This window comes from Halomarina halobia, assembly GCF_029338575.1.
In the GTDB taxonomy this organism is placed as follows: Archaea; Halobacteriota; Halobacteria; order Halobacteriales; family Haloarculaceae; genus Halomarina; species Halomarina halobia.
In genome coordinates, this window is the sequence record NZ_CP119992.1 from 1,018,723 (window position 1) to 1,032,909 (window position 14,187).

Annotated in this window: 13 protein-coding genes and 2 pseudogenes; 9 read left to right on the forward strand and 6 right to left on the reverse strand. The window is 68.5% G+C overall.

The window, feature by feature from the left end; translation table 11 throughout:
• The first annotated feature begins 67 nt into the window (after window positions 1-67).
• From P1K31_RS05505 to P1K31_RS05515, 3 genes are all read left to right on the forward strand, one after another.
• Complete coding sequence (locus P1K31_RS05505) at window positions 68-1,036, forward strand: AIR synthase family protein (RefSeq protein WP_276305280.1); 969 nt, start codon at window positions 68-70, stop codon at window positions 1,034-1,036.
• A gap of 344 nt (window positions 1,037-1,380) precedes the next feature.
• On the forward strand, window positions 1,381-1,614 hold the full coding sequence (locus tag P1K31_RS05510) for a hypothetical protein (RefSeq protein WP_276305281.1): 234 nt from the start codon (window positions 1,381-1,383) through the stop codon (window positions 1,612-1,614).
• A gap of 362 nt (window positions 1,615-1,976) precedes the next feature.
• Window positions 1,977-2,369, forward strand: coding sequence for a hypothetical protein (locus tag P1K31_RS05515; RefSeq protein ID WP_276305282.1), 393 nt, complete (start codon window positions 1,977-1,979; stop codon window positions 2,367-2,369).
• A gap of 134 nt (window positions 2,370-2,503) precedes the next feature.
• On the opposite strand, the gene P1K31_RS05520 is transcribed toward P1K31_RS05515, so the two are convergent.
• Window positions 2,504-3,217: a DUF2270 domain-containing protein gene (locus P1K31_RS05520; protein ID WP_276305283.1), complete on the reverse strand. Its 714-nt coding sequence runs from the start codon at window positions 3,215-3,217 to the stop codon at window positions 2,504-2,506.
• Between the two features lie 353 nt (window positions 3,218-3,570).
• Here P1K31_RS05520 and P1K31_RS05525 point away from each other — a divergent pair.
• Together P1K31_RS05525 and P1K31_RS05530 are read left to right on the forward strand one after the other, a co-directional pair.
• Window positions 3,571-3,939, forward strand: a pseudogene (locus P1K31_RS05525) (DUF5805 domain-containing protein); the annotation flags it as partial.
• A 215-nt stretch (window positions 3,940-4,154) separates the two neighbouring features.
• Entirely contained in the window at window positions 4,155-5,186 is a 1,032-nt protein-coding gene (locus P1K31_RS05530) for a tyrosine-type recombinase/integrase (RefSeq protein ID WP_276305284.1), read from the forward strand.
• 329 nt (window positions 5,187-5,515) lie between these two features.
• Here P1K31_RS05530 and P1K31_RS05535 read toward each other — a convergent pair.
• From P1K31_RS05535 to P1K31_RS05555, 5 genes and pseudogenes are all read right to left on the reverse strand, one after another.
• Window positions 5,516-6,496: pseudogene (locus P1K31_RS05535) on the reverse strand (DUF7972 family membrane protein); the annotation flags it as partial.
• 263 nt (window positions 6,497-6,759) lie between these two features.
• Entirely contained in the window at window positions 6,760-7,644 is an 885-nt protein-coding gene (locus tag P1K31_RS05540) for a phosphoribosyltransferase HisG-related protein (RefSeq protein WP_276305286.1), read from the reverse strand.
• A gap of 38 nt (window positions 7,645-7,682) precedes the next feature.
• Window positions 7,683-8,981 (reverse strand): hypothetical protein, encoded by a 1,299-nt coding sequence (locus P1K31_RS05545; RefSeq protein ID WP_276305287.1) that lies wholly within the window; start codon window positions 8,979-8,981, stop codon window positions 7,683-7,685.
• 54 nt (window positions 8,982-9,035) lie between these two features.
• A complete protein-coding gene (locus P1K31_RS05550; RefSeq protein WP_276305288.1) occupies window positions 9,036-9,866 on the reverse strand; it encodes an MBL fold metallo-hydrolase in 831 nt (276 codons plus the stop codon).
• A 143-nt stretch (window positions 9,867-10,009) separates the two neighbouring features.
• A complete protein-coding gene (locus P1K31_RS05555) occupies window positions 10,010-10,423 on the reverse strand; it encodes a YlbF/YmcA family competence regulator (RefSeq protein ID WP_276305289.1) in 414 nt (137 codons plus the stop codon).
• A 170-nt stretch (window positions 10,424-10,593) separates the two neighbouring features.
• On the opposite strand from P1K31_RS05555, the gene P1K31_RS05560 reads away from it, so the two are divergent.
• The 4 genes from P1K31_RS05560 (at window position 10,594) to P1K31_RS05575 (ending at window position 14,167) form a co-directional block, all read left to right on the forward strand.
• Entirely contained in the window at window positions 10,594-10,890 is a 297-nt protein-coding gene (locus P1K31_RS05560) for a DUF7130 family rubredoxin-like protein (protein WP_276305290.1), read from the forward strand.
• 54 nt (window positions 10,891-10,944) lie between these two features.
• Complete coding sequence (gene dph2, locus P1K31_RS05565) at window positions 10,945-11,994, forward strand: diphthamide biosynthesis enzyme Dph2 (RefSeq protein WP_276305291.1); 1,050 nt, start codon at window positions 10,945-10,947, stop codon at window positions 11,992-11,994.
• A 347-nt stretch (window positions 11,995-12,341) separates the two neighbouring features.
• Window positions 12,342-13,490 (forward strand): MBL fold metallo-hydrolase, encoded by a 1,149-nt coding sequence (locus P1K31_RS05570; protein ID WP_276305292.1) that lies wholly within the window; start codon window positions 12,342-12,344, stop codon window positions 13,488-13,490.
• A gap of 137 nt (window positions 13,491-13,627) precedes the next feature.
• Window positions 13,628-14,167 (forward strand): DUF1684 domain-containing protein, encoded by a 540-nt coding sequence (locus P1K31_RS05575; protein WP_276305293.1) that lies wholly within the window; start codon window positions 13,628-13,630, stop codon window positions 14,165-14,167.
• Window positions 14,168-14,187 lie beyond the last annotated feature (20 nt).

The following is a 14,187-nucleotide window of genomic DNA, read 5'->3' on the forward strand; positions in this document are numbered from 1 at the left end:
TCCGATCCGGGGCGGAATCCGAACCGGGATAGAAACCGGTAGGTGGGGGACGGCCCGACGACCCGGCATGGTCGGAAAGCTCGACGCCGACGCGCTCGCCCGCCTCGTCCTCGGCCGGACGGGCGCGGACGACCCCGCGGTGGTACAGGGACCCGCCTACGGCGAGGACACCGCCGCCATCGACCTCGGCGAGACGACGCTCGTCGTGAACTCGGATCCGATCTCCTTCGCGGGCGACGGGATCGGGGCGCTCGGCGTGCACGTCGCCTGCAACGACGTGGCCGCGTCCGGCGCGCGCCCGCGCTGGCTGACGAACGTCTGTCTCCTCCCCGACGCCGACCCGGAGACGCTCGACGCCATCACCGCGGAGGTGGACGACGCGGCCGCGGCGCTCGACGTGAGCGTCGTCGGGGGCCACGCCGAACACGCCCCCGGCGTCGACCACCCCGTCCTCTCGCTCACCTGCATGGGCGTGACCGACCGCTACGTCCCGACGGGCGGCGCTCGACCGGGAGACGCCGTCCTCCTGACGAAGGCCGCGGGCGTCGAGGCGACGGCCGTCCTGGCGGCCGACTTCGAGGAGGAACTCCGCGAGGGCGTCGACCGCGCGACGCTCGACGCCGCGCGGGCGTTCGCCGACGAGGTGAGCGTCGTCCCGGAGGCGACCGCCCTCGCGCCGCTCGCCACCGCGATGCACGACCCGACGGAGGGCGGCGTCCTGACGGGGCTGGTCGAACTCGCGCTCGCCTCCGACGTCGCGGTCGACGTGGACCGCGACGCGATCCCCGTCCGTCCGGAGACGGCGGAGGTGTGCGCGGCGGCGGGCGTGGACCCCCTTCGGACGTTCGGCTCCGGGGCCCTCCTGGCGACGGTCCCGGCCGACGAGGCCGACGCCGCGCTCGACGCGGTCCGGGAGCGCGGCGTTTCCGGAGCGGCGATCGGGGAGGTCCGAGCGTCCGACGCGGCGGGCGTGACCCTCGACGGGGAGACGATCAAGGAGGCCCCGCGGGACGACCTCTACCGCCTCTGGGAGTGAGGGTCGAATTCGGGTTCCGTATCGCGAAGTACGGTGTACGTGGGGCGCGACGTTCGGCGACAGATCTTAGATATCTAAGATTCAAACCCCGGTCCCGACGTCCGCCTCGATCGTGGTGCCCCGTCGCGTAACTACTCGTCCCCCGGACATGACCGCCCGCGCAGCAAGAACCGCGCGAGCACGAACTATTATTATAAATAGTGAGGAAGTCGCGAACGCCGACCGCTGCCATCCCTCCGGCAAGAACGACGACGGGGACAACCTTTATTATAAATCGTGAAGAATAGGCGATCGCAGACGCAACAGACGCCGTCGGGGTCTCCCTGGCCGCGTCGCAGATCACCATGACCGACAACCACTACACGGACCAGGACGACGCGCCGCTCGTTCCCGAGCTGCCCCGCGAGATCGCGCCCGCCCGCACCGACGGCGGGCTCCGGTCGCGACCCGCGCAGGGCCGCCCGGGCAGACGCATCGCGTCCCGCCCGGCCGACACCACGTACGCCAGTGACCGAACGCGCGACACCGAGGAGATCGTTCCCTTCGTCGCGGACCTCACCGGCGGGTACGTGGACTGATACTGTCGGACGTACGCCCGTCGAGAATCTCGCCACCCCGGATGACGAGTCGCGTCACGACGGTACGTCCGACAGTACGACGCAGCCGGACGTCTTCTCGCGGGGACACAGTCACGGAGAGGCGACTACGAACGGCTCTGTGGCCGGACTCTCACCGTCGATATGCACCCACACGTTCTCGGGGGGAGACGGAGGAACCCCCCGGCGGAGAGCCGCCTGGCGCGAGTCCGAGCGCCTCGAACCCCGGAGTGACGGCGTGACCTGAACGCGCCGCGAACTCACGCGAGGGACGTGCTCGGCCCGTGCAAGCACCTAACGTATCTCCTCTGGCCGCTAACCTCACAGTAACCGGAGTGACCAAGATGAGGAACGTATCGTGTCACAAATGTGGCGCAACGATGGAGGGAGCGGAGCTACTGAGCCACATCAAGGCGTGTTCCGGGACGGAAACGGACGTCCCCACCGAGAGCACGTCGGGCCTCCAGTCCCGGCTTCGCACGAAGCGACGGTCACGGACGGCAACGGCGACTCGAGAGGAGGGACACGATCTGCACGGCGAGATCCGCCGACTGAAGCTCCGTATCGCCGCGCTGGAGCGGGAGCGGTCTGTCCACCGACTCGCCGACCGACCGATCCATGCGGCCCACACCCACCTGCAAGCCTGCGACATGTGCGGAACGGTAACGCACGCGTTCGATCCCGACGGCGTCCACGACTGTCCGGAGTGTAAACGCGGAATCCTGCGCGCGGTGTGATCGGTACGACCGCGAGAAAATCGTATAGCGATATGCGGTGTACGTGTCGCGGTACTCGTCCGTGAAGAAGTACGGAAACGACGCAGTGCGGGCGGAGGGGCCGGGATCCCAGACCGAGGAGCGGGGCCGTGGCGTCACCCCTTCCACTCGCCCGGCTGTTCGCCGTGGAACTCGCCCATCGCCTCGCGCCGTTTCGGCCAGTAGGCGATCGTCAGGAGAGCGGCGTAGTAGAGCGCGACGCCGACCGTGACGGCGATCCCGGGAATCCCCGGCACGGCGGCGGTCTCAGTCCACGCCTCCCCGGGGACGAAGACCGTGATTCGGTACGTCCACGCGGCCAGGAGAACCGCGAGCAGCGGCAGATACACCCGACGAAGCCTGCGCGCGACGGCCTCGCGGGTCGTGACCTTCAACGTGGGCACTCGAAGGTCGTCGCTGATCTCCGCGCGCCACTCGGTACGCTCTGCCCCCCTCGGGTCGAAGGCGTTGGCGAACAGGTTCTCCTCGATCATGCGGACCCGCGCCCGCGTCGCGTCGAACGTCCGGTAGCGCCGCACGTCGAACAGCAGGAACATCGTCATCGCCCCCATGCCGACGAGAAGGAAGTGCGGCGGCCGATCCGCGCTCTCTAACGAGAGCGCCAACAGCGCGACCAGGACGGCGATCGCCCAGTCGACCGTGAGGTCCATCCGGTCCAGCAACGACTTCATGATCGAGACCTCGCCGCGGTAGTAGTGGGGCATCAACGCGAGGAACCGCTCGGGATCGTCCGCGACTTCGCTCGCGACTTCGCGGGCGTCGCGATCCCCGGCGTCGAAGTCCGTGGGTTCGATCGATTCGCCAGTCATGCGTCACAGTAGCGGACGACCGACGATAACGTTGCACTCTCCATAGAAGCATCATTGCGGGAGTGACGAGTGGACCACCCGGCCCCGGACGCGACCGTTCGAGACGGTCCACGAAGTGACGAGCCAGTGGCGCGCCGAAGCCGCGGAGCGACGGCACCTCGTTCGACCCGAGCATCCGCGATTCGCCCCCGGGCGGTCGTAGAAGGTTATCATCATCGGTCGACCTAGTATCCTAGATTATCGACGAAAATAGTACTACATGGACGAGTTCGAGAGACCCTCTGAAAGATATAAGGCTCATTATCGCTCGTCACGGGACAACGCTGATTATCCCTCACGGAGATAGACAGGTCGTGACCGATGACGATGATCGCGCCGTGGTGAAGACGTACGTCCCACGCTATCAGAAGGAGGAGTGGGTCGATCACGCCGAGGCGCTGGACATGAGCCAGAGCGAGTTCGTCAGGACGATGGTGCAGGCGGGAAGGCGCGGGTTCGACCTCGACCCACCGGAGGGGGGTAACGAGGACGTCACCCCCGGGGGAGAACCCCTCGAGACCCGGCTCCTCGAACTTCTTCGGCGGGAGGAGTATCTCTCGTGGGACGAACTCCTTACTCACCTCGCGGGCAACGTCGAGGGTCGTCTCGACGACGCCCTCGAGGCGCTTCAGCGCGAGGGGCGCGTTCGGTACAGCGGTCGCCACGGCGGATACGCCCTCGTCGAGTCGAACGTCGGCGGGCAATCGTCGAGTTTCGCGGGTGATGGGTCGTCGGACCCGGTTCCGTCGAGCGGGGACCGCACTCGAGGTCGGCGTCGGGAACGAAGCCGGCGACAGGACGAGGAGGGGCACAGTCGCACGCGCGGACGGCGTCCATCGCATTCGCGCTCGGGGGACACGCACGCGTCGGACCGTCGCGGGAACGGCCACGACGGGCGATGAGCGGCGATCACACTGACGGGGAGGGAGATCCAGTCGAGTACTTCCTGCAGGACATAACCTACCACGGGCGCTCGGAGCGGACGCGAGCGGCCTACGAGCGGGTCCTTCGTCAGTTCGAGGCGTTCGTCGCCGACGGGGGGAGCACGCCCGAAAGCGCCGGACAGCGAGAGTGTCTCGCCTGGGTCCACTCGCTCCGCGGGGAGCACGCTCCGAGCACCGTCGCTACCTACGCGACGTACGTCCACCGGTTCTACGCGTACATGACGCAGGCCGGCGCGTTCGACGCGAACCCGATGGCGCTCGTGATGGCCGAGATGGACGAGTCGATCGACACCGACCCGGAACGCCGCGAGATCAGCGTCCCGGCGATGCGCCAGTTCGTCGCCGACGTCACCCATCCGCTCGAACGCGCGGTCGTCCTGACGCTGCTAAAGACCGGAATGCGCGTCGGAGAGCTCTGTAACCTCGACCTGCGGGACGTCTCCCTCGACGCGCCGGTGGTCGGCGAGGCGTACTCGATTCCCCCGCGCCCGCAACTCGACGGCCGGCCGAACTCGCTGTTCGTCGCGAGCGATCCCGCACGGGGAGTCGTCGTCAACGGCGAGGAGCGATCGGCCTCGAACAAACGCAAGCGCTCGACGGTGATCCCGATCGACGCGGAGCTCGGAGAGGCGCTCGTTCGCTGGCTGGCGATCCGCCCGAACGTGCGCTCCCCCGCCGAACCGCTGTTCGTCAGTACCGGCGAGGACTGGGGAGAACGGCTCACCCCCTCGCAGGTTCGAACGGTCGTAAAGCGTCACGCGGAGGCTCGAGGCTGGTATCGATCGGGCGGGGGGGCAGAGGAGAACGTGACGCCCCACTACTTCCGGCACTTTTTCACGACGCACCTGCGCGACCGCACCGGCGACCGCGGGATCGTCAAGTACCTCCGCGGGGACGTGGCCGCCGACGTCATCGACACCTACACCCACAACTGGGGCGACCGCGTCCGCGAGGTATACGAGGCCAACGTCTACACGCTGACGTAACGTTCGGAAAGCGTTCGAATCTGTTGGCTACGAGGCGACCGAGTCGTCCGTCGCGCGCACGACTCATAAACTTCATGTCGCGATATCAAATCCGGGTGAGGTAGCACTCCCCCGGATCAGCGAGCGATCGGGCCGGGCGCCGTTCCATTCGGCGATTACACGTCACCCCCTCGTCACTATCGTCGGTGCGGGACGGTCCTTCGACGGGGAGCTTACACGCCGTAAGCGATTGACCTACGCGCGCACGTACCGCCGTATCGGAACATTTCGTGATCGGTTCTCCGAACGATCTCGCGCGAATCAATGATCCGCCGAACCCAGCCCCGCCGTCAGTCCTGTTGCGGAACGAACGGGCCGAACGAGGCCGTCTCGCGGGCGACCGTCGCGACCCGCAGGCCGGACGCGAAGAGGACCGCGATCGGCGACAGCGCGACCGCGATCACGACGCTCGTGACCAACAGGAGGGGGACGGGGTCGAGCGCCGCGTTCGGGGTGTTCCGGTAGACGAGAACGGTGAGTACGGCGATCAGAATCGAGAGGCTACCCGTGTACACGAGTCGACGCGAGAGTCGGGCGAGCGAGCGCTGCACGTAGAGCGTCTTGAAGTACTGGCGGGCGGCGTCGATCTCCTTCAGGAGTTCGAGCATCTCCTCGGTCGCCGCGCTCGCGGTATCGGAGAGCGCATCGCCGTGTACGACCCGGACGCGTCGGGTGAAGTAGAAGTACCACGAGTCGCGGTAGCGGACGACGGCCGAGAGTGCCTCGAACTCGGTTCGCGTCTCCTCCAGGGTATCGATCGTCCGGTCGGTCTGCTCTATGAGGGACGGCACGTAGCGCTCGACGTCGCGGCGAACGTCCTCGTCGCGACGGACGAGTTCGTCCTCCCGGAGCGTCAGCGCTCGATCGCGCAGCGTCCGTAAGAGCACTCCCAGAAAGTCCGTGGGGACCGGTGAGGCGACGTCGGTCGCGGCGCGCTCCTCGACGGACTGTCGGAAGGCCACCGTCTCGTCCAACCGGTCGTAGAAGTTGCTGACCGAATCGAGCTCCCGGGAGAGGACGAGCTGGTTGAGCGCGATCACGACCGTGACGAGCGTGAGGATGCCGTTGACGATGCCGTTGAACAGCCACATCATCCGGTTCGTCTTCGTGACGTCGATCAGACCGACGAACCCGAACGCGAGCACGATCGCGATCACGCCGACCAGCATGAGCCCGGCGACGGCCGACCGATTGCCGTCGAACAGGAACCACCACACGATGCGACTCCGCCGTGCGTAGTTCCGTCGGAACGTCCCCGATCGAGTCATGTCCTTCTCCGTCTTCGATTCGTCATCGCGACCGTTCGGCGGTGCGGGAGGCGGGACCGCCGGAACGTGCGGCTATGCCCGTAAACAGCGACCTCGCGTCCGACCTCTCCGTCCCGGTCGGTGTCGTAGCGGCGCGCTCGTCAGCGAGACACGCCGCCGCGGGGTAAATATCCCCGTGTCCGTCGTCGGCACCGTTCGCCACTCTTGAGTGTCGAGCGGGCGGCCGCTCGACGGGCGGTCGGCGCGTCCGGGGCGCAGGACGGGATCTAGCGGACGGTGAGTTCCGTCTCGACCGGCGAGAACGCCTCCTTCAGGCCGGCTTCGGCGGACGTCAGCTCGCGTCGGTTCTCGAGGAGGACGGTCTCGCTCGGGAAGAGGCGCTCGCCGAGGACGAGCCCGTGATCGCGCGCGGTCGACCCCGTGACGGTGACGTACACCCCGACTCCCGCGTCCGCGATGGCCTCCTCCTCCGTCTCCGACGCGGCGGGATAGCAGAACGAGACGTCCTCCGTGGCGCGCGTCCCGAGGACGGCCTCGACGAGGCGCTCGTAGCGGGGGGAGACGCACAGCGGACCGGCGTACCCCTCGACGAACGAGCGGTCGAGGTCGCCGTCGACCACCGCCGGCGTCGCGAGGAGCGTGTGGTAGACGGTGTCGCCGAGCCCGTTGACCACTCGAACGTCGGTGTCGCGGGGGTCGATGCGGCCGTTGACGGCCCCGATGTCGGAGAGCGGGTCGGGGTCGAGCGCGACCACCTCCTCCAGCACGAGGTCGGCGCTATCGAAGCCGAGGGCGAACTCGTGCTTGCGGAGCGCCCGGAACGGCTCCTCGCGGCCGACGAGCCGGAGGTCGTGGTCGCCGACGGGGACCGTGAGCGAGTCGAAGACGACGCGCCGCGGGAGGCCCGCCCGCGAGTCGCGAAGCAGCGTGTACTCCGGGGCGTGCGGATCGTCGCTGTCGCTGTAGGCGGCGAGGCGCTCGTAGATCGGCGTCTCGGTCTCCTGTGTGCCCTTCGTGATCGCCTTCTCGTAGCGGAGCGTCGAGATGACGTCGTCCGCGAGCGCCTGCTCGCCGGTCCGGGCGGCGAGGCGTTCGAGGACCGCCTCGAGCGGCCGCCCCTTCCGCGGAACGGCGACGCTGATGGTTGCCATTGTCGGACGGTCACGCCGCGGGGATAAAACCCGAACGATCAGCCGTCGTTGTCGTCGTCGTTGTCCGCCGCGCCGAAGACGCGCGCCATGCGCTCGCGGAAGCCCTCGAACGCGTCGATCTCGGTCTCGACCTCGGCGACGCGCTCGTCGAGCGCGTCCAGCCGGTCGCCGACGGATTCGAGTTCGTCGGCGAGGGCGGCGAGGTCGTCGACGCGCGAGCGGAGGTCGTCCAGGTCCGCCTCGGCGACGGCGTCGCCGGCGACGGTCTCGATCCTCGCTTCGAGATCGGCGACAGTTTCGATCCTCGCTTCGAGGTCGGCGACGGTCTCGCGGATCCGCTCCGCCTCCGACTCGACGCGCTCGACGCCGGATTCGACGTCGTCGACCCGGCCGGTCACCTCGCGGACGCCGTCGCGGTTCGAGGTCGAGCGGTCCTCGATGCTCCGGACGCGTCCCTCCAACGACTCCAGTTCCTCGCGCAGATCGGCGAGCAGCTGCTGGCCCTCGCCGTTCTCGTCGAGGAAGGCCTCGAGCGCGTCGGTGTAGGCGAGGAGGTCGCTCACGTCGACCTGCAGCCGCTCGATGCGGGCGTCGACGCTTCCCGTCGCGCCGCCGAGGTGCGACGCGAGGACGCTTTTCGTCTCGTCGTCGACGTTCCCCGCCTCGAGTTCGGCGGCGAGCGTCGCCGCGAAGCTACCGGCCGTGGGCGCGGCGACGACGTCGGAGCCGCCGTCCGCGTCGTCCTCCAAGATGTTCGGATCGACGAGCTGCAGGGGCTGGATCGGTTCGTCGTCCGCGTCGCCCTCCGTGCCCTCGTCGCTCTTCCCGTCCTCGCTCTCGGTGCTTCTCCCGTCCTCGCCCTCCTCGGCCTCGGCGCTCTTCCCGCCCCCGTCCTCCTCGCCCAGCCCCGGAACGGTGTCCGCGTCCCCGGAGAGCACGTCGCGGACGACCTGGGCGTTGTCGGGGAGGATCGCCGCCGCCGGGTCCATCGCCTCGAGGGTCGGTTCGACGAGGAACCGCTCGACCGAGTCGAGGTCGGCGGCGCGGAGGCCGTAGACTGTCGTGTACGTCTCGGCCGGGTCGAACCGCCGCTCGAAGACGAGTCGGTCGTCCTCGACGCTCCAGTAGTCCTCGCCGTACTCCGGATGGAACCCCACGTCGTCCGGGGAGACGCCGTCCGGCAGGTCGTCGACCAGTCGGACGGCGACCGGATCGTCGCGCGCGTTCTCGAGGGCGAAGGCGATCGCCGGGACGGAGAATTCGTCGGGCGCGAAGGACTTCTCCACCGAGATTCCCCCCTCCTCGACGGTGACGATGTCTGTCTCTGCGGCACTCATCGTTGACAGAATGTTCCGCCCACTGGTATTAAATGTATGTGGCCGCGCCCCCAACTAGACGTCGGTCCGATCGCCGATCTCGCGGATCTCGACGCGGCGGGGCGCGTCGAAGCTCCGCGCGTGGTCGAACAGCGCCGTCGGATCCGCCGTCATCCCCCGCCACATGTCCCAGTGGGTCGGCTGGAGGCGGTCGAGGTCGAGTTGTCCGGCGGCCTCGACGATCATGTTCTCGTCGGAGTACCACCGCGTGCGCGTCGGTTCGCCCGTCTCCCGGTCCCGGATCATCCCGACGCTTCCGAAGGCGAGCACCCCGAGGTCGATGTCGTAGCGTTCCCCCACGTCCGCGAACGCCTCGCCGGGACGCGCGTCGCCGCCGTGGAAGAACGTCCGCCCCGCGTGCTCGATCACGTAGGAGACGGGGTGTTCGGCGTCGGGGTCGTTCGCCCCCTCGACGCGGACGGTCACCCCGCCCACCTCGAAGCTGTCGCCCTCGGTCACCTCGACGAACCGGTCGTCGTCGAGGTCCCACTCGTCGATCCAGCCCTCGGTCTCGACCACGTCGAGGCCCGCGTCCGGCGCGTAGTAGGTCGCGTCCGTCCCCGCGATGATGGGTGCCTGACTCGGGCCGTGTACGTGGTCCGTGTGCTCGTGGGTGGCGAGGACGGCGTCCGCCTCGCGCACGTCCGCCGGGTCGAACGGGACGGGGATCATCCGGACGGTCCGCGGCGGATCGCCCGTGCCGAGGTACGGGTCGACGAAGAGCGTCGTCCCGTCGCTCGCCTTCAGCACGAAGCCGTTGCAGCCGAGATACCAGACGGCCAGCCCGTCGGGGTCCGCGTCCTCGACGGCCCGGAGGAGCCAGTCGCCCCAGTCGGAGTGAACCATACCGGGCGCTCTCTCGGGAGGGGGTTAGTTGTTCGCTTCGAGGTCGAGCGAACGGTCCGTCGGGTCGCCCTCCTCGTACTCCCGCGCGACCGGAGACGGCGCGCCACATCGAGGAGCGGATAACGGAGAATCGGGACGATCGCTCAGTCCTGGCAGCAGCCGCCGGCCTTCTCGCCGAAGTCGACGGCGAGCGGGGCCGAGATCATCTCGTTGAGCTCCTGAAACGTGAGTTCGAGGTCGGACTGCGCGCGGAGGAACTCGTTCATCGCGGGGATCTCGTGGAGTTCCTGCTGTGCGCGCTGGAGTTCGCGGAGGTCGTCGTTCGTCGCCGCGCCGGTCTGACGCGCGAGCATGAACTCCTCGCGGAGCCCCTCGAACTCCCGGATCTTCTCCTGGGCCTCCTCGCTCTCCTCGACCGCCGCCTTCGCCTCGGCGAACTCCCGGTACGCCGGAAGCTCGGAGATCGCCTCGCCGAACTCGGTCGCGAGGCGCGTGACCTCGGCCTCCGGCGTGCTCTCCCCCTCCGCGTCCGCGTCCGGCGTGGTTTCGATGCTCATACCCCGCCTTGGGACCGGTCGGGTTTAGGTGTGCCGAAGGCACCCCGGATCGTCACCCCGGCTCCCGCGGAGCGGGGTGGCGCGCTCCGGACGGGCGCGCTCGACGCCGCCGGTCGTGTGGGATGCTACCGTCCACCAGTTTGATACTCCGTCCGCCCCTTCGTAGGGGCATGGCACAGGAATCAGCGCCCATCGTCGTGAAGCCCGGACAGCCGATCTTCGACCGCGACGGCAACGAACTCGGCGTCATCCGGGGGCTCTCGGAGGAGGGGTTCCGGGTGAGCACGCACGAGTCGGTCGATCACGTCGACCTCGAGCACGACCCCGGACACGAGTTCGGCGAGGGGTACCTCGTCTGGCGCTGCGCCGAGTGCGGCGAGGTCGGAGCGCTCAGTGACGGACTCCCCGACGCGTGTCCGGGCTGTGACGCACCCAAGGAGGAGCTCTACGCCTGGCTGGAGGACTGAGCACGACTCCGGCGAACCACACAGGTTAACCGCGCGGAGCCACTCGTCCCGGCAATGAGTCAGGAGTCGGAGTTCTCCGGGGGCGACCTCCGCGACACGGGCATGGCCCTCAAGCACGACCGGGAGTGGGACTACGAACTGGAACGGATCGTCGAGGCCGTCGAGGAGCGCGACGCGAAGAAGGTCGGCCTCCAGTTCCCCGAGGGGCTGAAGCGCCGCGGCCCGGCCGTCGCCGACGACCTGCGCGACCTGCTCGCGGACGACGTGCGCGTGCTCATCTCCGGGCAGCCGTGCTACGGCGCGTGCGACCTCGACACCTACCTGATGCGCCGGACGGACGTGTTCGTCCACTTCGGCCACTCGCCGATGAAGGAGTCGGAGAAGATCATCTACGTCCCGCTGTTCTCGAACGTGGCCGTCACGCCCATCGTCGAGGAGGCGCTGTCGGAGCTCGCCGCCCCCGAGGAAGACCCCGAGGTCGGCCTCGTCACGACCGCCCAGCACATGAACCGGTTCGACGAGATGCGCACCTTCCTCGAGGAGCGCGGCTACGAGGTCCACACCCGCCGCGGCGACGACCGCCTCACCCACGAGGGGCAGGTGCTCGGCTGCAACTACGCGAGCGCGGACGTCGGCGCGGACCAGGTGCTCTACGTCGGCGGCGGGAAGTTCCACCCGCTCGGCCTCGCCATGGAGCACCCCGAGAAGCGGGTCGTCATCGCGGATCCGGTGAACAACGTCGTCACGATCGCCGACACCGAGACGTTCCTCAAGCAGCGCTACGGCGCGGTCCACCGCGCGATGGACGCGGAGACGTGGGGCGTGATCTTCTGCACGAAGATCGGCCAGGGGCGCTGGGAGGTCGCTACCGACATCGTCGAGGAGAACGAGAACGCCTACCTCCTGACGATGGACGAGGTGACCCCCGACAGGTTGCGGAACTTCGGCTTCGACGCCTTCGTCAACACCGGCTGTCCGCGCATCACGACCGACGACGGCCCGCGCTTCCACAGGCCGATGCTCACCCCCGGCGAGTACGAGATCGCCGTCGGGAACGAACCTCTCGACTCGCTCTCCTTCGACACCTTCCACGGGACCTGGTGAGGTCCCGCACCGACGCCAGCCCGATCCGTAATCGGGCGGTCCGCTTCGCTGCCGAAGACGATTCGGCGACGCGACGCGCGCGGGAACGCGACACGATCAGCTTCGAGCGTTCGCCGGATGAGCACCCACGAGGGACGGGCCTGACGGGGGCGACCGCTCGACGAGCGAGGCCCCGCACGCCGGCAGCGAACCGCGCTGCGCACGCCTCCGGCGTGCGGGGGCGTTCGAGGCAGTCACGTCGGAGATCCCGACTCGGGTACTCGTATCTGAAGAGTACTCGATCGGGGAGTGCGAAGGTTGACGGGCGCGACGAACCAACCGTAGACGGGAGACACGGGTGAGTCACGATGGTGAAGAACATCACTGCGGCGCAACTGGCTGAGCGGATCGACGCCGACGAACGGTTCGCGCTGATCGACACGCGGCCGGAGGACAGCTTCGAGGCGTGGCACGTGCGGGGTGCGAGGAACGTCCCGTACGACCCGCGCGAGGGGGTGAGCGAGGAGCAGTTGGACGAGGTCGACGCGCTCGTGGACGACCGACCGGTCGTCACCATCTGCGGGAAGGGGTTGACCTCGACGCCGTTCGGGTTCGAACTCGACGAGCGCGGCTACGACGACGTGTCGGTCGTCACAGGCGGCATGGAGGAGTGGAGCAAACTCTACGAGGTCGTCCCCGTCGAGACGGCGAACGACGACCTCGTCGTCCGGCAGGTCCAGCGCCGGGCGAAGGGCTGTCTCGGCTACGTCGTCGGTTCCGAGCGGGCGGAGGAGGCCGTCGTGGTCGACGCGACCAGACAGACCGATCGGTTCAAGGTCGCCGCGCAGGACGCGGGGCTGTCCATCGGACGGGTGCTCGACACACACGTCCACGCCGATCACATCTCCGGGAGCCCGGCGCTCGCCGAGGAGGTCGGCGTCCCCTACCGGCTGGGCGAGCACGCGCGGGAGCGGGGCGTCGAGTACGAGTACGAGCCGCTGTCGGACGGCGAGGTCGTCGAACTCGGCGACGTCGAGATCCAGGCCCTCCACGTGCCGGGGCACACGACGGAGATGGTGAACTACCTCGTGGACGACGAGTTGCTCCTGACGGGGGACACGCTGTTCGTCGACTCGGTGGGGCGGACGGAGCTCCAGTTCGGGGAGGAGGACGCCGCTCGCGGTGCCGAGCTACTGTACGACTCCCTCCACGGGACCATCCTCGAGTTGCCGGACGACACGCGGGTTCTGCCGGGACACCTCGCGGTCACGAGCGACGGCCGCTACGAGAACGGCTCCCCCGGCGACCCGCTCACGGCGCGTCTCGGCGACCTCCGCGAGGAGATCGAGGTCCTCCGGCTCGACGAGGAGGCGTTCGTCGAGCGGCTGACCGAGAACGCGCCGGAGAAACCGCCGAACTACGAGACGATCATCGCGATCAACACCGGGAGAGAGACCGTCGACGACGAGGGCGAGGCGACCGAACTCGAACTCGGCCCGAACAACTGCGCCGCCTGAGGGGTAGCGTGCGACGCCGCCGGAGTCGCGGCGGCCCCCGCTCACCGACGGGAGGGACGCGGGGATCGCATCGGAGACCGATCGTTCACGACTCCCTGTCCGAAGCCATAGAAACGCCGGGACCGTAGCCCCCGGACGTGAGCACTGACTGGAGAGCGAGCGTCCGTACTCGGCGCGAGGAGAAGGACGAGTACTTCCGATCGTATCCGCACTCGCCGATCCCCGAGGACGAACGGGATTCGTTCGACGGACTGTCGTACTATCCCGTAGACGGGACGTATCGGTTCGAGCTGCAGCTCGACGAACACGACGGGAGGGAGACGGTGACGGTCGGGACGAGCACCGGCGGCGAGAGCGACTATCTCCGCTGGGGCGAATTCCGATTCGAGGTCGGCGGCGAAGAGGCCACCCTCCGGGCGTACAAGGGCGATCCCGACGACGACCGGTTGTGGGTACCGTTCCGCGATTCGACCAGCGGCGAGGAGACCTACGGCGCGGGGCGCTACCTCGATCTGGAGGCCGATACCCACCGCACCGACGACGGCACGTGGATCCTCGATTTCAACGAGGCGTACAACCCGACCTGCGCGTACTCGGAGCGCTACGAGTGCCCGCTCCCGCCGACGGAAAACTGGCTCGACGTCCCGGTCGAAGCGGGGGAGAGGACGTACCGCTAGCGACGGGGCCTCAGCCGCCG

Coding starts and splice junctions, on each gene's coding strand:
- P1K31_RS05505 (WP_276305280.1), top strand. CDS start 68: ATGGTCGGAAAGCTCGACGCCGACGCGCTCGCCCGCCTCGTCCTCGGC.
- P1K31_RS05510 (WP_276305281.1), top strand. CDS start 1,381: ATGACCGACAACCACTACACGGACCAGGACGACGCGCCGCTCGTTCCC.
- P1K31_RS05515 (WP_276305282.1), top strand. CDS start 1,977: ATGAGGAACGTATCGTGTCACAAATGTGGCGCAACGATGGAGGGAGCG.
- P1K31_RS05520 (WP_276305283.1), bottom strand. CDS start 3,217: ATGACTGGCGAATCGATCGAACCCACGGACTTCGACGCCGGGGATCGC.
- P1K31_RS05530 (WP_276305284.1), top strand. CDS start 4,155: ATGAGCGGCGATCACACTGACGGGGAGGGAGATCCAGTCGAGTACTTC.
- P1K31_RS05540 (WP_276305286.1), bottom strand. CDS start 7,644: ATGGCAACCATCAGCGTCGCCGTTCCGCGGAAGGGGCGGCCGCTCGAG.
- P1K31_RS05545 (WP_276305287.1), bottom strand. CDS start 8,981: ATGAGTGCCGCAGAGACAGACATCGTCACCGTCGAGGAGGGGGGAATC.
- P1K31_RS05550 (WP_276305288.1), bottom strand. CDS start 9,866: ATGGTTCACTCCGACTGGGGCGACTGGCTCCTCCGGGCCGTCGAGGAC.
- P1K31_RS05555 (WP_276305289.1), bottom strand. CDS start 10,423: ATGAGCATCGAAACCACGCCGGACGCGGACGCGGAGGGGGAGAGCACG.
- P1K31_RS05560 (WP_276305290.1), top strand. CDS start 10,594: ATGGCACAGGAATCAGCGCCCATCGTCGTGAAGCCCGGACAGCCGATC.
- dph2 (WP_276305291.1), top strand. CDS start 10,945: ATGAGTCAGGAGTCGGAGTTCTCCGGGGGCGACCTCCGCGACACGGGC.
- P1K31_RS05570 (WP_276305292.1), top strand. CDS start 12,342: ATGGTGAAGAACATCACTGCGGCGCAACTGGCTGAGCGGATCGACGCC.